10 protein-coding genes are annotated in these 19,130 nt (G+C 51.7%); 9 read left to right on the forward strand and 1 reads right to left on the reverse strand.

Features of this window, described 5'->3' with window-relative positions; genetic code table 11:
• Positions 1-237: 237 nt before the first annotated feature.
• The 5 genes from FOE74_RS01530 to FOE74_RS01550 all read left to right on the forward strand — a co-directional run bounded on the left by FOE74_RS01530 (position 238) and on the right by FOE74_RS01550 (position 9,638).
• Positions 238-3,441, forward strand: coding sequence for a SusC/RagA family TonB-linked outer membrane protein (locus tag FOE74_RS01530; RefSeq protein WP_149096845.1), 3,204 nt, complete (start codon positions 238-240; stop codon positions 3,439-3,441).
• Positions 3,442-3,639: 198 nt separating this feature from the next.
• A complete protein-coding gene (locus FOE74_RS01535) occupies positions 3,640-5,286 on the forward strand; it encodes a RagB/SusD family nutrient uptake outer membrane protein (protein ID WP_225840592.1) in 1,647 nt (548 codons plus the stop codon).
• 84 nt (positions 5,287-5,370) lie between these two features.
• Complete coding sequence (locus tag FOE74_RS01540) at positions 5,371-6,120, forward strand: endonuclease/exonuclease/phosphatase family protein (protein ID WP_225840594.1); 750 nt, start codon at positions 5,371-5,373, stop codon at positions 6,118-6,120.
• Positions 6,121-6,125: 5 nt separating this feature from the next.
• Complete coding sequence (locus FOE74_RS01545) at positions 6,126-7,994, forward strand: outer membrane protein assembly factor BamB family protein (protein ID WP_149096847.1); 1,869 nt, start codon at positions 6,126-6,128, stop codon at positions 7,992-7,994.
• A 60-nt stretch (positions 7,995-8,054) separates the two neighbouring features.
• Positions 8,055-9,638 carry a calcineurin-like phosphoesterase C-terminal domain-containing protein gene (locus tag FOE74_RS01550; RefSeq protein WP_149096848.1) on the forward strand — a complete coding sequence of 528 codons (1,584 nt, stop codon included), beginning with the start codon at positions 8,055-8,057 and terminating at the stop codon, positions 9,636-9,638.
• Between the two features lie 155 nt (positions 9,639-9,793).
• Here the strand turns inward: FOE74_RS01550 and FOE74_RS01555 are convergent, their stop codons facing one another.
• Positions 9,794-10,783: an aspartate-semialdehyde dehydrogenase gene (locus FOE74_RS01555; RefSeq protein ID WP_149096849.1), complete on the reverse strand. Its 990-nt coding sequence runs from the start codon at positions 10,781-10,783 to the stop codon at positions 9,794-9,796.
• Positions 10,784-10,953: 170 nt separating this feature from the next.
• Here FOE74_RS01555 and FOE74_RS01560 point away from each other — a divergent pair, with 170 nt between their 5' ends.
• The 4 genes from FOE74_RS01560 (at position 10,954) to FOE74_RS01575 (ending at position 19,119) form a co-directional block, all read left to right on the forward strand.
• On the forward strand, positions 10,954-13,530 hold the full coding sequence (locus FOE74_RS01560) for a lamin tail domain-containing protein (RefSeq protein ID WP_149096850.1): 2,577 nt from the start codon (positions 10,954-10,956) through the stop codon (positions 13,528-13,530).
• A 119-nt stretch (positions 13,531-13,649) separates the two neighbouring features.
• Positions 13,650-14,405 (forward strand): sulfite exporter TauE/SafE family protein, encoded by a 756-nt coding sequence (locus tag FOE74_RS01565; RefSeq protein WP_149096851.1) that lies wholly within the window; start codon positions 13,650-13,652, stop codon positions 14,403-14,405.
• Positions 14,406-14,551: 146 nt separating this feature from the next.
• Positions 14,552-15,640, forward strand: coding sequence for a DUF6588 family protein (locus FOE74_RS01570; protein ID WP_149096852.1), 1,089 nt, complete (start codon positions 14,552-14,554; stop codon positions 15,638-15,640).
• Between the two features lie 473 nt (positions 15,641-16,113).
• A complete protein-coding gene (locus tag FOE74_RS01575) occupies positions 16,114-19,119 on the forward strand; it encodes a SusC/RagA family TonB-linked outer membrane protein (RefSeq protein ID WP_149096853.1) in 3,006 nt (1,001 codons plus the stop codon).
• The last annotated feature ends 11 nt before the right edge of the window (positions 19,120-19,130 follow it).

The following is a 19,130-nucleotide window of genomic DNA, read 5'->3' on the forward strand; positions in this document are numbered from 1 at the left end:
GACCCCAATGCTGGAGAAACGGAATCAGAAGGAACCCAGGAGTTGTCCATACCCACCAAAAAGGCAGGTATCTGCCCCTGCGGCACTCTCCTCTGAGAGAACACGGTCCTCAGGCCCTATTTATTCCAGGTCGCCAGCATCTTGAGAAAGCTTCCTCTCCCCAGCCTTCACATGGAGTAAGATGCCTCCTTGCCAGTCTCATGAACAAAACCATTTACCCATTACCAAAGATTAGAGATGAAATCAAAACTACCAGTTAAAAGCAAAGAAGGCTCCAGGACAGGGTATTCGCTCTTGTTCCTGGCCATGCTTGGCTTAGCCCCTTTCAATGGTTTCGCAAAAGGTCCGGAGTTTCCAGCGCCCAGTTCTAAATTCTCTGACGCCGTGCATCGTGCCAGACAGAACAGAGCTATTGCTGGGCAGGTAAAGAACTCGGCCAGGGAGCCGCTTCCTGGTGTTTCTGTATCTCTGAAAGGTACCACCACCGGCACCTTGACTGATGCTGATGGCCGATTCTCGCTCAACACGGCCGGGGTGGAGCAACCCGTACTGGTCATTTCTTACATTGGCTACCTCAAAAAAGAGGTGGCGGTGGGCAGCCAGAGCTTTTTGTCTGTTTCTCTCTCAGAAGATACCCAGGCGCTTGATGAAGTAGTGGTGGTAGGGTATGGCATCCAGGAGAAAGTGAACGTAACAGGCGCTGTGGAAGTGATCAACGCCGAGGCACTTGAAAACCGGCCTTTGACCAATGCCGCCTCGGCATTGCAGGGCCTGGCCCCGGGTTTGACGGCGGTTAGTTCCTCTGGCTTTCCCGGTGCCTCTGGCACTACCCTCCGCATCCGGGGGATTGGTACACTCAACAACGCCAACCCTTTCATTGTGGTAGACGGTATTCCAGACGTAGACATCAATTCCCTGAACCCCGATGATATTGAGAGTGTCTCTGTGTTGAAAGATGCCGCCTCTGCCTCTATCTATGGATCGCGTGCGGCCAATGGGGTTATCCTGATCACCACCAAAAGCGGGAAGGCCAACCAAAAGCCCACGCTTGGTTACAGTGGCTATTATGGGGTACAAACCCCCACCGCCTTGCCAAAAATGCTGGGCTCCGCTGAGTACATGGAAATGCTCAATGAATCTCAGCGAAACGTGAAACTTCCTACTACCTATACAGAGGAGCAGATCAGGGTGGCACGGGAAGGAACAGACCCCAACTATTTTGCCAACACCAACTGGTCAGAGGAGCTCTTCAAAGACTATGCCCTTCAGCAAAGCCACAATGTAAGCCTGAACGGTGGAACCTCTGACCTGAGTTATTATGCTTCTTATGGCCGCTTGGATCAGAAAGGCCTAGTGGTAGGGGACCAGTACTGGGGAGCCCGCAACAATGCCAGAATCCGCTTGAACTCCCAGAAGCTTTTAGGCCTACTGGACCTGGATGTGAATGTCAATTACATAGACAGGGAGCAAAACCAACCAGCCGGCGGCACCGACCATGATTCCGGACCCATTTACACCACCTTCACCATGTCTCCCCTTGACCCGGTTAGGTTTAGCAACGGGAAGTGGGGGTACGGCGGAGGTTCCAGCAACCCCATTGCCGTGGCTACGGACGGAGGTTACAACAACTTCACTTCCCAGGAATTTTACGGAAGCCTGGCCGGTACCGTGCATCTGCTGAAGAACCTGAGCCTGCGGGGGCAGTATGGCCTGAACAGCATCAACCAGTTACGCTCCACGTTCTCCCGCAAGATAGATTACTTCTATCCTGAGTCCGGAAAATTCTGGTACAGCAACATGCTTGCTAATCAGCTGGAAAACCGTGACTACAAGCACCGCAAAGAACTGTTATCCGGCGTGCTGAATTATGACACCAACATTGGCGACCACAAGATCAAGGTGCTGTTGGGGTATCAGCAAGAGGAATTCAGATATGACAGTTGGGCAGCCTCCAAAATGGGGTTTGTGAGTGATGAAGTGCCGGTGCTCAACCTGGGGAGCGATGACCCACGGGCCTCCGGTGATGCGTACCAATGGGCACTCAGGTCTTACTTTGGACGAATCAATTACAGCTACAAAGACAAGTATCTGGTAGAAGCAAACGCCAGGTACGACGGCTCTTCCCGGTACCTTTCTTCAAGACGGTATGGGTTTTTCCCTTCCGCTTCTGTGGGTTGGAGGTTCACCCAGGAAAACTTCATCCAGAACAGCAATGCGCTTTCCTGGCTCAGCGAAGGAAAGATCAGAGCCTCTTATGGTGATTTGGGAGGGCAATATGGCGCCAACGGCCCCGGTTACTCAGAGTGGTATCCTTACGTTAGCGTGCTTAACGCCCTGGCTACCATGCCTATTGGCAATCAGCTTACCACCAGCTTGGCGCAACAGATTTTGGCCAACCCTTACCTGGAGTGGGAGACCGCCAGTATGGCTAACTTAGGGATTGACCTGAGCTTCCTGAATAACCGGTTAACCTTCACCGGAGATCTGTTTGACCGGAGAACCAAGAACATCCAACTTAAAGTACCCCAGCCAGACATTCTGGGCCTGGAGGTGCCGGACCAGAATGCCGGTGAAGTGTCTAACAAAGGCTGGGAAGTGAGCCTGGGATGGCGCGATGCGAAAAAAGATTTCCGGTATGGGTTTACTGCCCAGCTTTCTGACGTGAAAAATGAAGTAGTGAACCTGGGTGGGGCACCCCCTACGCTAGGAAACGCGATCCGGCAGGTAGGATATCCCATTGATGCCTACTATGGGTACAGAACGGCGGGTCTAGCCCAGGCAGAAGATTTCTCTGTCAATGAGAAAGGTGTCTTGGTTCCGTTGTTCCCCGTTTTTGATGCGGATAAGAACAGGGTGGCTCCCGGCGACATAAAGTTTGTGGACTTAGATGGAGACGGTAAGATCACGGCAGACAAAGACCGCACGGTCATTGGGCATGCGTTCCCCCGCTATACCTTCTCCCTCAGAGGAGACTTCGCCTACAAAGCGTTTGACTTCTCTATCTTTTTACAGGGGGTAGGTAAAGCAAACGGCTACCTAACCGGCTCCGGGCTTCATACTTTCCACGTGAACGGCGCCTTCCCGCAAGAGGTGCACCGTGACCGCTGGACTCCTGAAAACACAGATGCCTGGTATCCTCGCTTTACGTATGCTGATACCCGCAACTCTACCATGCGCCTGTCAGATTATTGGTTGCAGGATGCCTCTTACCTGCGCGTGAAAAATGTACAGGTGGGGTATACATTGCCTAACCACCTCACCAGCAAATTCCGCCTGGATCATCTCCGGATTTACATGTCTGCGGAGAACCTGTTCACCAAGACAGACTACTTCTATGCCTATGATCCTGAGACGGCAGGGTTAGGCGGGGCCGCAACCAACGGCGGTATGTACCCACAGGTGAAAACCTTCATTGTGGGCCTTAACCTGAGGTTTAAGTAACAGAATCTGTTAGGCACGCCTGAGCATTGATACCTTATGCCTCAGGCGTGCCTAAGAGCCAATACCAAGTTTGATATCGTGTCCTTAGATGCCGGGCATCTTCTTTAAAGACCTGAATACTATTTCATCATGAAACAAATGAACATTTTTAGCTTCCGGAAATCAACGTGGCGGCAGGCTTCCCTTGGATGTGCATCCTTGGCTATACCCATTGTTTTTGGATTTTCTTTGAGCAGCTGTGATGATGACTTCCTGGAGCGGCAACCCATGGATGCCATCACAGATGTGACCTTCTGGAAAACCCAGCAGCAACTGGAGCAGGCAGTAAACGGGGTTTACGCGTCTCTGAAAGGCAAGAACTTCGCAGACATGGAGAACCTGGGCGACAATACCATTTATCCGCCCCGGTCTGATTACCAATCCATCTCCAGCGGAAACTTTGATTTTACCATTGGCACCCTCAATAGTGAGTGGACGGCTCAGTTTGATGGCATCCGCCGCTGCAACCACTTCCTGGAGAATTACACAAAGGCCGAAGGGGCAGTTAGCCCGGAAGTCCTGAACCAGTATGTGGGGGAGGTACGCTTCATGCGGGCTTTTCTTTATAGCTACCTGTCGTTTTTCTTTGGCGATGTGCCCCTGATTACCAAAACCCTGAACATTGGAGATCCTGAGATTTACGGCACCAGAACGCCGCGTGCGCAGGTGGTAGATTTCATACTGGCAGAGTTGGATAAGGCGGCGCAAGGCCTGCCCGTATCCTACAACGCAGCCAACTTGGGTAGAATCACGAAAGGGGCTGCCCTGGGCTGGAAAGCAAGAGTAGCGTTGTTCTACGGCCGTTATGAGGTAGCGGAAGCTGCCGCAAAAGCAGTGATGGATCTGGGGGTATACCAACTGTACTCCAACGGAAACCCTGCCACCAGCTACCACCAGCTGTTCACGGATGCCGGTAAACTGGCCGCCGGGAAGAACAAGGAAACGATCCTGGCTAGGCTATACCTGGAGAACGTTTCCATGCACAACATGAGCCGGGAAACACTGGTGCCAGACCAGACCTCCCGCTTTAGCCCTACCAAATCATTGGTGGATGCTTACCTGGTCATTGACGGGCTGCCCATTGAGAAGTCGCCTTTGTACAGTGAAGCCACCTACTCAGACATCTTCAAGAACCGTGATCCCCGCATGACGCAGACCATTCTGACGCCAGGTGCTGAGTGGGCCGGGAAAGATGATGGAGACCAGGATGACAAGCCCAACGCCATCTTCAACCTGCCTAAGTTCAATGCTGACAAGAAAGGCAGCGTAACGGGTACTGGGTACTATTTTACCAAATATGTGGATCAGGCGGCCGTGGATACCTACAACAAAGATGACAATGATATTCACCTTCTGCGTTACGCCGAGGTATTGCTCACCTATGCCGAAGCCCGCTTGGAGCAAGGTAAACTAACCCAGCAGGACCTGGATATGACTATCAATAAGCTGCGGGACCGCGTGGGCATGGTGCACATGAACATAGCTGACCTGGCTGCCAAAGGCCTGGACCTGCGGGAAGAGATCCGGAGAGAGCGGAGGGTGGAACTGGCCCGGGAAGGACAACGGTATTTTGACCTCCTACGCTGGAAGCAGGGCGATTTATTGGCCCAGGATGTAAAAGGGATGAAAAAGAGCCTGATCCCCAGCTTTGCCCAGAAGTTCGTGGCCAGTTTCCCGGTGGATGAGAAAGGATACCTGATCATTAACACCGGCAGGAGATTTGATGCTGGTAGAAATTACCTGTGGCCTGTGCCTTTCAACCAGTTGCAACAAAACCCTAACCTTGGTCAGAATCCTGGCTGGTAAGTATTTATGAAATCTTTCTTTCTTCTTTTATTGACAGGAGCCACCTTTTGGGTGGCTTCCTGTGTTAACACCGGCAAATCACCTGTGAATCCCAGCGTAGCGCCTGCCGCTTCCTCGCTCAGGGTCATGTCCTACAACATTCACCATGGCAACCCTCCTTCCAAGCCGGAGCTGATTGACCTGGAGGCTATTGTGAACACCATTAGAAAGCAGACCCCGGATTTAGTGGCGCTGCAGGAAGTAGATGTGCACACGGAGCGGTCAGGGGCATTCAACCAGGCGGAGGAGATCGCCAGGAGACTGAACATGCACTACTTCTTTGGCAAAGCAATTGATCACCAGGGCGGCGAGTACGGAGTGGCCCTCCTTTCCAAGTACCCTTTGTCAGAAACCGTGGTACACCGGTTGCCTTCCAAGGCAGAGACCAAGGGAGAGCCTAGGGTATTGGCCACCGCCAAGGTAACGCTCCCAGACGGGACTACCCTTCGGTTTGGCAGCACCCACTTAGATGCCCAAAGAGACTCGGTGAACCGGGAACTCCAAATAAGGGAGATTGTGAGGATCGCCTCCGGCGAGCCGCTCCCGTTTCTGCTGGCCGGTGACTTCAACGCAACTCCAGGGACTGGGGTCATTCATCTGTTGGACCAGGCCTTTACCCGCACCTGTCAGAACTGTGCTCCTACCATTCCGGTTCTGAAGCCTACCAAGGCCATTGATTTTATTGCGTACCGGCACCCGGCCGGAAAGTTTTCTGTGGCCAGCCATAGGGTTATCCCTGAGACATACGCTTCTGACCATCTGCCCGTGGTAGCCCAAATCCAGATTCGGAAGTGAGGAAGATGGACGGTTATCTGAAAACAATGCTGCTGGGCCTGCTGCTTCCGCTCGTGTGCCTGGGAAATCCCCAAGCCGGGCCGCAGCGGCAGGATACCCTTAAATTTGCGGTAGTCACAGATACGCACATCGGTAAGCCGGGCAATAGCCAGGGGCTGGCGGCCATTGTCCAGGACATCAACAAGAATCCTGACCTTGATTTTGTGCTGCATGCCGGTGACGTAAGTGACTTTGGCTACGATGAACAGTTGGCGGAGGCAAAAGCCTTGATGGAAGGCCTGAAAAAGCCCTACTACATTGTGCCCGGGAACCATGATACCGGTTGGTCCGGGAGTGGCGGGCTGGCCTATGACAAGCAGTGGCAAGAGCAGAAGTTTGTAGCGGACGTAAAGGGGGTGCGCCTGATAGGGGTAAGCACCGGGCCCTACGGCCGCATGGCCAATGGGTACGTGCCGAAGGACCAGATGCGCTGGCTTGACAGTTTAGTCGCAGTGACGCCTCCGCAGCAACCCGTGCTGTTCCTGGCGCACTACCCTCTGGAGGAAGGCCTCAGCAACCACCAGGATGTGTTAGCCAAACTGGCTAAGCTGAATACTCTGGCCATCTTCTGCGGGCATGGCCACGCCAACAAGGTCCTGAACTTTGGGGGCATGACCGGCATCATGAGCCGGACCGCCCAGTTGCGGGAAGGAACTTTCGCCTACAATGTGGTCTCCCTCACCGAAGATTCCCTCTTTGTGCGCATGGTGGAAGTCGGGCGTCCGGGCAGTAGTCTATGGGCTGCTTTGCCTTTAAACAAGACGAAGGCGAAAGCAATAGTTCCCCCTCCAAAAAGCGACAGTGCCCCCATTGCGCCGGAATACAAAGGTGTGCGGGCGGTTTGGACCCGCCAGGACCAGGGCAATCTGGTGTCTACCCCGGCCGTCTGGAAGAACAGCGTCCTGATCGGGAATCTGCTGGGGGTGTTTACCTCTCTGGACCTCAGGAGCGGCAAGGAGCAGTGGCAGTTCCAGGCCGGGCAGGCAATCTATTCCTCCCCGGCCGTAGCTGGGGACAGAGTCGTTTTCGCATCTGCAGACAGCAGCATCTACTGCCTGAACGCCCGGAACGGGAAACTGCTCTGGAAGGTGAAAACCGGCGGGCCGGTGGTGGCTTCACCTACCATCCAAGGCAACCGGGTCTATATTGGGAGCAGCGACCTTACTTTCCGGGCGCTGGACCTGGCTACCGGTAAGTCCGTCTGGACCTACGCCGGCCTGGCAGGGTTCCCGCCCAGCCAACCCACCGTGGCCGGGGGCAAGGTGGTGTTCGGGACGTGGGGCAAAACGCTCTATGCCCTCAATAGCGCTGATGGGACGCTGGCCTGGGAATGGAAAAACCAGGAGCGCAGCCATTACTATTCGCCAGCCATGGCGGTGCCGGTGGTGCAGAACGGCAAGGTGTACATGGTAGCCCCTGATGAGAAGCTGCGGGAGTTTGACCTGGCCACGGGCAGGCAGACGTTCGTCACGGGTGCTTCCCGGGTAAGGGAGTCTCTGGGCGGCAGCCCGCAGCACGATTGGCTGGTGGCCAAAACCATGCAGGATACCCTGGTGGCCTGGAGCACCAAGGGCGCCGTGCCAGAAGTGGTCATGCGCCTTGCCGCGGGTTTCGGAAAGGATTTTTCCCCTTCCATGCCGGCCTTTGAGGGGCACCATGTGTACGTTGGCACTTCCTTTGGGCGGGTGTACGCCGTGGACATGGACACGCGCAAGACCAAGTGGGTCTACCAACTCAGCCAGGACATGGTGAACACCGTGCGGCCGCTGCCCAAAGGAAAGGTGGTGGTAACCAGCGCCGATGGCACCATCAGCCTTCTTCAACCACTGGACTGACATCACCCCATCAACACCCCGTATTCACTTATCCAGAAAAACAGCTTAGCAGAATAGTATATGAAGAAAACAGTTTTATTAGCAGGAAGCCTGCTCATGGCTTGGGCGGTACAGGCCCAGTCAATGGTAAACGGGTATGTGTATGAAGACGCGAACGGCAACGGCAAAAAGGACCGCTCTGAAAAAGGCATTGGCAAGGTAGCCGTAACCAATGGCCGGGAAGTAGCCTTGACTAACGGTAAAGGGAAGTACACCCTGCCGGTAGGGGAGGATAACATTATTGCCGTAATCAAACCCAGCGGCTACCAGATGCCCCTGAACCAGAACAACCTGCCGCAGTTCTATTACATCCACAAACCCAAAGGTTCCCCCGAGCTCAAGTTTAAAGGCGTGGCGCCTACCGGGCCCCTGCCCAAGTCCGTAGACTTTGCCCTGGCCCGGGCCAAGGAAAGCGATGAATTCACGACGCTGCTCTTCGGGGACCCGCAGCCCTATACCGTAGAGGAGGTGGATTTCTTCGCCCGTGGCATTGTGGCAGAGGTGGAGAGCATCAAGAATGTTCCCTTCGGGTTAAGCCTGGGTGATCTGGTGGGCGACAACCTTACCTTGTTCAACCCTTATATCAAAGCCGTGCAGAAGGCGGGCATTCCGTGGTACAACCTGATGGGGAACCATGACATGAACTTTGATGCGAAAGCCGATTCCCTGGCTGACGAAACGTATGAGGCGCATTTCGGACCGGCCAACTATGCCTTCAACTACGGCAAGGTGCACTTCATTGTGCTGGACGATGTGCTGTATCCTGACCCCCGGGACGGGAAAAGCTATTGGGGTGGGTTCCGGAAAGACCAGCTGGACTTTGTGGAGAATGACCTGAAGCACGTGCCCAAAGACCATCTGGTGGTGCTGGCCTTCCACATCCCGCTCAGTGAACCAGACGGCGACGCTTTCCGTGACGAGGATCGCCAACGCCTCTTTGACCTGCTCAAGGATTTTCCGCACACGCTATCCCTCTCAGCGCACACGCACTTGCAGAAGCAGGATTTCTTCTCCAAAGCAGAAGGCTGGCACCAGGACAAGCCGCACCACCACTACAACGTGGGCACCACCTCCGGGGACTGGTACTCTGGCAAGCTGGACAAGAACGGGGTGCCGGAATCCACCATGCGCGACGGTACGCCTAAGGGGTATGCCTTCCTCCGCTTCAAAGGCAACCAATATGTGACAGACTACAAGGTAGCCGGCAAACCCAAGGAGTACCAGGTGGAGGTTTTTGCCCCCAAAGTGGTAGAACACGGCAGAAACACCTCGGCTGGCATCTATGCCAACTTCTTCATGGGCGGTGGACGGGATACGGTGATGTACCGGGTAGACAACGGGGAGTGGAAAAAGATGGAGTACCAGAAAGAGCACGACCCCACCTTTTTGCACAGCTTGCATGAGTGGGATTATGCAGAGGAATTGGTGCCGGGCAGACGCCCCTCTAATGCAGTTCCGTCTACCCACCTATGGCGGGGCAGTATCCCCACCAAGTTGCCTGTTGGGCAGCATACCATTGAGGTGAAAGCCACCGATATGTTTGGCAGAACCTTTACCCAAAAGGCCAGCTACCGGATAGAGCCTAAGAAGACAGTAAGGCAGTAAACCAGTTGTTTAGGGGCTGTTTTTCAAGAAACCGCCCCTAAACAACTCGCTGCACCAAGAGCGTTTCTTTGGTGAATTTAAAAGCCAGAAGGACAAAAAAGAAAGGCCGCCCGCATGGGTGGCCTTTCTTTTTACTGGGAAGAAGCGCAGTCTAGTTAAACCAGCTTATGCGCTACCAGGTATTCTGCAATCTGAACGGCGTTGGTGGCGGCTCCTTTTCTTAGGTTATCAGCCACTACCCACATGTTCAGGGTTCTGTCTTGGGTTTCATCTATTCTGATACGGCCTACCAGCACCTCGTCTTTGCCGTGGGCATCCATGGGCATAGGGTATTTCAGGTTGGCGGTGTCGTCTACCACTACCACGCCCGGGGTTTCGTGCAACAGACGGTACACTTCCTCCAGGGTGAAATCCTGCTCGAACTCCACGTTCAGAGACTCAGAGTGGCCGCCCATCACTGGAATACGAACCGTAGTGGCCGTTACCCTGATGCTGTCATCGCCCATGATCTTCTTGGTCTCGTTCACCATCTTCATCTCTTCTTTGGTGTATCCGTTGGCCTCAAACACGTCAATGTGCGGAATCACGTTCAGGTCAATAGGGTAGGCGTAGGCTTTCTCGCCTTCTTTGCCGGCGCGCTCGTTCATGAGCTGGTCCACAGCTTTTTTGCCGGTGCCTGTCACAGACTGGTAGGTGCTCACCACAATCCGTTTCACTTTAAGGGCCTTGTGCAGGTTGTTGAGGGCCACCACCATCTGAATAGTGGAGCAGTTGGGGTTGGCAATGATCTTGTCCTGGGGAGTCAATTCAGAGGCGTTGATCTCCGGGACTACCAATTTCTTGGAGGGGTCCATGCGCCAGGCGGAGGAATTATCTACTACGGTGGTGCCCGCTTCGGCAAATTTGGGGGCCATTTCCTTGCTAATGCTGCCGCCCGCCGAGAAGATGGCGATCTGGGGTTTCTGGGCAATGGCTTCCTCCATTCCAATGATGGTGTATTCCTTGCCCTGGAAATTCATCTTCTGGCCTACTGATCTTTCAGAGGCTACTAACAATAATTCGTCTACCGGGAAGTTACGCTCCGCCAAGACCTTCAGCATTTCGCCACCCACTAGGCCGGTGGCGCCTACTACAGCTACTTTCATGTAAAGGTATGTAAATGATTTAAATATGATTACCCAGGAAGAACGGGTAGATAGCTTCTAGGGTAAAGTCGGGTGCATTTTAACCTTTATTTCTGAGAATCAGGCAGAAAACGCGCCGGGCTGCTGCAAAGAAAGCCAACTTTTCAGGATAAATAAAGTACAGGCTTTACATGGGTAAAATCTTTCTTATAATAATTATAGGATGGGCGGCTTTGCTCACCGTTCAGGCGCAGGTGCAGGAATCTTTCTCCGACGGCGACTTCACCCAACGTCCGCCTTGGGCAGGAGATGCGGTCTCTTTCCACGTGAACGTTACCCGGCAGTTGCAGAGCCAGGGAGCAGCCACTTCTTCCGGAGGGACTATCTATCTGTCAACGCCTAACACCTTGGCGGTGAATGCCCAATGGGAATTTTTCCTTCGCCTGGACTTTGCCACCTCCTCCAGTAACTATGCCGAAGTGTACCTTGTCTCTGACGTACCTGATCTGAAAGGCGCCTTGAAAGGGTACTTTGTGCGGATAGGTGGCCAGGAGGATGAGGTAAGCCTTTTCAGGAAAGATGGCGCCACGGTGACTAAGATCATAGATGGGCCAGACCGAACCCTGACCGCCGCGGACAACAGGCTCTGGGTGCGGGTCACGCGTACCGCCACCCATGACTGGACGTTGGAACTGGACCTGAACGCTACCAAGCAAAGGTACGTGGTGCAGGGAGCGGTGCAGGATCCCCGTTATCTTACCTCAGCCTATACCGGCGTGCTGTTCCGATACACCCAAACCAATGTTCAGCGGTTCCATTTTGATGATTTCACGGTGCAAGAAACCGGAGTGCCCAGCCTTATCAGCAGTAAAGCCCTTGGCCCGAAGACAGTAGCGTTGACGTTTTCAGAGCCAGTTCTGGAAAAAGAGGCCCAAAACACCTCTAATTATAGAATCAACGGCAGTCTGATACCCATTGCCGCCCAATGGCAAGCCGCAACCCCGCACGTGGTGCATTTACAGCTTCCGCAGGAGTTGGAGACCGGGTCGCATCAGGTGGAGGTGATGCGTGTGGCAGACGCAGAGGGCAACCTGGCTCATAATCTGGTAGGCACATTCTCCTATTCCCCGGTGGCAGCCCCGAGCGAGGTGAGGGTCACGGAGATTTTTGCGGATGTGAGTCCGTCGCAGGGGCTACCGGCTGCTGAGTTCATAGAGCTCTACAACTCAAGCCAGAAAACCTTTGACCTGCAAGGGTGGCGCTACTCAGATGCCACGGCCAGTGAAGGAGTCTTCCCGGGTTACTTGCTGAGGCCCGGCGCCTACCTCATTGTCAGCGCGGCGGCAGACACGGCGCTGTTCCGTCCGTTTGGCCCGGTGTTGGGCCTTGCCACGTTCCCCGCCTTGAACGACAGCGGCGATGACGTAGAACTCTTCAATGCGCAGGGCCACCTGATAGACTTGGTGCGTTTCTCCAATAGCTGGTACCAGGAGGCCGCAAAGAAAGAAGGAGGGTGGAGCCTGGAACTTCTGGATGTGAACAGCAGGTGTGCCGGGGCCTCTCAGTGGAAAGCCTCTGAGAGTGCGGCGGGCGGTACCCCGGGCAAACCCAACTCCGTGCAGCGGGTAGACCAGACCGCTCCGGTCTTACAACAGGCAGCACCTATCTCTGCCAACAGAGTAATGCTGTATTTCAATGAGCCTTTAGATAGTCTGGCGGCAGTGCAGGAGGCCAAGTACCTGGTTTCTCCGGCGGGAGCGGTGCAACGGGTGAAAATCACCTCCCGTGACCTCACGGTAGTGGAACTGGTGCTGGAAACGCCCTTGCGGGAGAATGAACGGTACGTAATCACCGCGCAGGGGCTCAAAGACTGCGCAGGCAACACCTCTGCTTCGGCCCAGACGGCTGCCCTGGTTTTACCCGCCCCGCCCCAGCCAGGAGATGTAGTGATTAATGAGTTGCTGTTCAACCCCCGACCAGGGGGCGTTGATTTTGTGGAGATTGTGAACCGGTCGCCCCGGTATCTGGACCTCCAGGATTGGAAAATCGCGAACCGGCAGCAGGGCAAGGTGGCCAACTCCCGGAGCCTGAGCACCAAAAACCTGCTGCTTCCGCCCGGCGGGTATCTGGTGTTTACCACTGATGCCGGCATTCTGCAACGGGAATATCCGGCGGCCAGGGCTGAGAAGTTGGTAGAACTGGTTTCGTTGCCTTCTTTCCCAGATGAGGCCGGAAACGCGGTGCTGCTTTTACCCAACGGCGAGGTCATGGACGAGCTGAGTTACCATCAGGAACAGCATTTCAAGCTATTAGCAGATGCCGAAGGGGTGTCGCTGGAGCGGATTACCCTAGCCGGACCCTCCACGGCGGCTAATTTCCACTCCGCGGCCACCAACGTCTTCGCTACGCCCGGTTATGAGAACTCGCAGGCCCAGGAGATGCTAGCCACAACTCGAAAACTGAGCCTGCAGCCCAAAACCTTTACCCCGGACGGCGATGGTTCAGATGATGCCTTGCTGCTGCAGTTCCAGTTGCCGCAGGCGGGGTTTGTGGCCACCGTGACCATTTATGATGCCCAGGGGCGCCACGTCCGCAAGCTGTCGGCCAATACCTTATTGGGCGCAGAGAGTGTGCTGCAGTGGGACGGCCTCACCGATGCCGGCGCCAAGGCCGCCATTGGGTACTACGTGGTGCTGGTGGAGCTCTTTAACCTGCAGGGACAGAAGGAGGTGCTGAAGGAGACTGCCGTGGTAGGAGGGCGTTTCTAAACAGTTTTTCCTAAAGGAGGCTAAAAATAGGAACAGGTTCGGTGGTCCTTTGGTGAACCCAAGCATTTTAAGAATATTTGCGGGTTCAATCGCCGCAACTGCGGCAAAACCCTGTAACGTTGGAAATTGTATATCTGTGCCTGTTCGCGTTCTTAGCGGGCTTGATTGATTCTGTGGTAGGCGGCGGAGGGCTTATACAGTTGCCGGCTTTGTTTGTTTTTCTGCCTACGGTTCCTATTCCTACCATTTTTGGCACCGGCAAACTCTCCAGCATAGCGGGCACCTCCGTGTCTATGTGGCGCTACGCCCGAAATGTGGAGATTAACTGGCGGGCCCTGTTGCCGGCCGCTTTTGCCGCCTTTGTCTTTTCTTTCCTAGGAGCCCGGGCCGTGAGTCATTTTGATGCCGCGTTGCTGCGGCCCTTGATTCTGGTGCTGCTGGTCTCCGTGGCGGTGTACACGTTTTTTCGGAAAGACTTTGGGGCCATCCATGCTCCTAAACTGGCCCAAGCAAAGGAAATCTGGAATGGCATTGGCGTGGGACTGGTGATCGGGTTCTATGACGGGTTCTTTGGGCCGGGCACGGGTTCTTTCCTCATGTTCATCTTTGTAGGCGTGTTCGGCTTCAACTTCCTGGCGGCCTCTGCCTCTGCGAAGGTGGTCAACGTGGCTACCAACCTTTCTGCGCTGCTGTATTTTGGGTACAAGGGATATATTCTATACCATATAGGAATTCCCATGGCCATCAGTAGCGTGCTGGGCTCTATGGTAGGCACCCGTATCGCGTTGGCGAAAGGCTCCGGCTTTGTGCGGAAGCTTTTCCTGGTGGTGGTGACGGGTATCATCCTCAAATTCGCTTACGATACTTTTTTCTAGGGTCTGTTTCTAGGTTGTTTCTGGCAATTCAGCCTGGAAACGCCCCTCCTGGTAACAGTAAGAAATTCCCTTTTTGAAATCCCCGGATTTATATAGAAGTTAGCGGGCTTTTTGACCAATCTGAACCTGTTTTATTTAAGAATACGATGAAGCACGCGCTCCGTAAGTTTTCCTTGGTGGCTTTGCCCGTGGTGGGCATATTGTTGGCTGCTCCTGCGGCACACGCGCAACAAGCAGTGGGCGACGTGATTAAGGCCGGCAAGGAAGATGCGAACAAACTGATCAGGGCTTACATTGAACCCGGTGGAAAAGCGGTGGGGCACGGCCTCAACGGGAATTGGTTCAATTCAGGCAAGGCCATGGAATTGGGTAAATTTGACGTACGGGTGTTTGCTACCGGTGTTTTTACCCCTGAAGAGCAGACTTCGTTTGATATCTCCAAACTGGAGCTGAAGAAAATCCGGTTGGCCAGCGGAGAGTCTTCTATTGCCCCCACTGTTTTCGGGGGAAAGGAGGAAGGCCCTGAGATGGTCGTCTACGGAAGAAACCCCCTGACCAATCGGGAAGAAGAGCTAACCAGATTCAATACCCCTGGGGGCATTGGATTTAAGAACTTGCCGGTTCCTATGGTACAGGCCAGCTTTGGTTTGGTTCTGGATACCGAGGTAGCCGTACGGTTTTTCCCAAAGACTACCTATGAAGAGTACTCGGCAAACCTTTGGGGGGTAGGCCTGAAGCATGGCCTGAAGCAATACCTTCCGGGCATTAGTGCCATTCCTGGGTTTGACATTGCTGCTCTGGGCGGATATACCTATTTTGAAACTACTGCAGATTTGGATCTGGCCCCAGATCCGGCCGCTTCCAGAACTGCCCAGCAGCAACAAGCTGGTTACTATGACAACCAGCAACTGGTTTTTACCACCAAAGCCTGGACCGCCAGTTTGATAGCCTCCAAAAACTTAAAGGTGCTCACCGTCTATGGCGGGGTTAAATATAGCCACGTGACAACCGATGTGAATGTAAACGGACGCTATCCCGTTACTTCTTTCCAGGTTACGCCTCCTAACCGATACATTGAAGACGTGGTGGACCCTGTGATGGTGAATGTGGAAGACAGTCAATATGGTCTGGTAGGTGGCCTGCGCCTGAAACTCCTCATCTTCTCCTTGTATGCGGAGGGTACCATGGCCAAATATCCTTCTGCTACCGCTGGCCTTGGGATAGGATTTAATTAGTTTTCGCCCTCTTTCTTAAAAAGCCTCTGCCATCTAATTGGCAGGGGCTTTTTGGTTTTATTAAAGGCTTGAATGTCACAACTCAAATAAGTTATTATATGTAATTAAATTAAGATTAAATTGGCTTATTGAGAATGTTTTATTGATATGCTTTCTAACACTTATTTAAAGTAAATAAATAATTGAGCGCTAGTAAAAAAAATACGCATATAAAAGCTTTTATAAATAAGGTGTGAAGTATGTAATTGTAAATATTATCCCTTATTTATTGATAATATTGTTGTGAAATACCTGCAAATTGTAAAAATATTTTAAAAATTATATATAATAGTAATCTTAAGAAAGCATCTGCGACGGATTTGCTAAAGAAGGGGTTTTATAAAACAAATATAATTTATGTTAAGTGTTTGTTAATATGCTATTCGGGATTAAATTTGGTATTCAAATAATAGTTAACTACTAACAACAAACACATGAAGAAAGCTTTACTTTTCAGTTTCGTGTTTTTGCTGGTGCTTTTTAATCAAGCATGGGCGCAGACACGAACTGTGACAGGACGAGTGACGGATGCAGCAACAGGAGAGGGAATGCCTGGTGTGACAGTTCAACTCAAAGGAAGTACTACAGCCGCTCCAACGGATGTAAACGGCTCTTACTCAATAGGCGTGCCCAATGCGGGCGGAACATTGGTGTTCTCTTTTATCGGTTATACAAACCAAGAAGTCTCTATTGGAAATCAGTCTACGGTTAACGTGCGATTAGCAACAGATGCCCGTCAAATTGCTGAAGTAGTAGTGACTGGCTATGGTGCAGTGCAAGACAAGCGGGAGGTGACTGGTGCAATTGCAACCGTTAAAGGCTCTGAGATTGCAAGCTTACCTACCCAAACCTTTGATAAAGCCTTGCAAGGCCGCGCTGCTGGTGTGCAGGTAGTATCATCCGGAGGTCAGCCTGGTGGTGGTATTACCGTAAATATCCGCGGTACTGCTACTATCAACGGAAGCACCCAGCCTCTTTACATCATTGATGGTGTACAAGTAAGCCCAGGTGGATTATCAGGCCAGACCTCAGCTAACGTTCTGTCTTCTATCAACCCTGCGGATATTGAATCAATTGAGATCTTGAAAGATGCCGCTGCGGCTTCTATTTATGGTTCACAAGCGGGTAACGGGGTAGTGATTGTAACTACCAAACGTGGTAAATCTGGTGCAACTAAAGTAAGAGTTTCTGCACAGCATGGTATTTCAGAAGCTTACAATCCTTATGAAATCCTTAATGCAGAAGAGTGGTTCATGCTTCGTTCAGAGGCATTGGGGAATACTGCTCAGCGTACAGGTGGATCTTATGCTACTGGTGCCCAAAGCGCTATAAATGAATATTATAATGGAAAGCTTCCTGCTACAGGACAATTTCCTTCTTATAACTGGGTGAAAGCAATCCAGCAAAAAGGAAAGGTGCAGCAGTATGACTTGTCATTGAATGGCGGAGATGAAAGAACTCGTTTCTTTGTGTCGGGCTCATTTAATAGTACTGAAGGAACGGTGTTGAACTCTTCCTTCAAAAGAGGAACAGTTAGAGCTAACCTTGACCATAAATTGAATAATAAATTCTCTTTGGAGTCGACAATTGGTTTGACAGCTTCCCAAGCCTTAGGACCATCCACCAATGCTGGTTTCTTTTCAAACGGAGCCTTTACTGGAGGATTATTTACAGCTCCTATCAATCCTATTTATAAAGAAGATGGATCATTCAATACATCATTGACTGGTACTTCTTTAAACATTGTGCAGAATATTGTGAGAGAAGACCGTCAGGGTGATATTGTTCAGACGGTAAGTAATATGGCCTTCAATTATGATATCCTTCCTGGATTACGTGCTAGAGTTTTAGCTGGGGTTGATTTCTCTGATGTGAAAGATCGTAACTACCGTCCGGGAGATATTCCGGTTGGAGCCAGTGTGGGTGGGTCTGCCTCTGAAATATTCAGAAGAAACATCAACTGGACAGGTCAGGCAACAGTTAACTATAATAAACGTTTCGCCGAGTCGCATAATATTGGTGCTCTTTTAGGTTTTGAATACCGTTCAGTAGACAATACTACTATATCTGCTGCTGGCCAAGGATTTGCTAGCCCGTTGCTTAAATTAGTTGGAAGTGCTGCTACCCCAACAACTGCCTCTTCTTCCTTTGCTGGCTATAAACAAGCTGGTTACTTTGGTAATTTCAAGTATGACTACAAAACCAAGTACTTGGCTAGCGTAACTGTGCGTTATGACGGTTCTTCCAGATTTGGAGCAGACAACAAATATGGCCTATTCTATGGCTTATCTGGTGGTTGGAGAATAACAGGTGAGGAGTTCATGCAAGGTGTCTCCTTCTTGGATGATTTGAAGTTAAGAGCTAGTTACGGAGTAGTAGGGGTACAGCCTACAGACAACTTTGGGGCACTTGGCTTGTTTGGAAACGGCGGACAGTATGCCAATAACCCTGGCCTTAGACCAATTCAGTTAGAGAACCCGAATTTGAAATGGGAAGAGTCTGCTCAAATTAACCTGGGTTTAGATTTTGCTATTTTCCGGAACAGATTTTACGGAGCTTTTGATGTGTTCCGTAAAAAGAACACCAACCTTATTTTGCCAAGAGAGCTTCCATCTAACTCAGGATTTAGTTCTATTCTTGAAAATGCAGGATCAGCTCAATCTGATGGCGTTGAGGTACAGTTGACCTCAGTAAATATTGATAAAGGAGGATTCACTTGGAAGACTGGTTTCAATATTAGCTTGCAGAGAACAGAGCTTCTTGAATTAAATGCTGGCAGAACTACTTTGAATACAAACCAATATGAAGTAGGAAGGGCTCTAAACTTGATCTATACATACCAATGGGCAGGAGTAAACCCAGCGGATGGCAGACCAATGTTCTATGATAAGAATGGGAACATCACCTATTCTCCTACCACGGCAGACCGCAAAGTGATTGGTGACCAAAACGCTGCTTTGTTTGGTGGTTTCTCCAATAACTTCGCTTACAAAGGCCTGTCTTTAGATGTTCTTTTCCAGTACCAATATGGAAATGAATCTTATTTGCAAGCTGCTCAGGTTTTAGAATATTCAGGTTCTGGAACAGATAACCAAGTAAGAAGCCAGTTTCAAAGATGGACAACTCCAGGTCAGGTAACGAGTGTTCCTCGTCCTTACAGTAATGGTGCTGAGCCAGGTGGATATGATCCGACTAACTTGTCTTCAAGATTTGTGGAAACTGCCTCTTATATCCGGTTAAAGAATATAACTCTGAATTACCAATTACCTACAACTCTTGTACAAAGAGCTAAATTTAGTGGAGCAAGTGTGTTTGTGCAGGCTGTCAACCTCGCTACATTTACAAACTACAGAGGTGATGATCCAGAAAATGCTGGTAATAACCTGAACGCTTATCCAAACCCAAGAACTATCACGGGAGGTATTACCTTGGACTTTTAATTTCTGACTTA

The organism is Rufibacter glacialis, from assembly GCF_008271745.1.
In the GTDB taxonomy this organism is placed as follows: Bacteria; Bacteroidota; Bacteroidia; order Cytophagales; family Hymenobacteraceae; genus Nibribacter; species Nibribacter glacialis.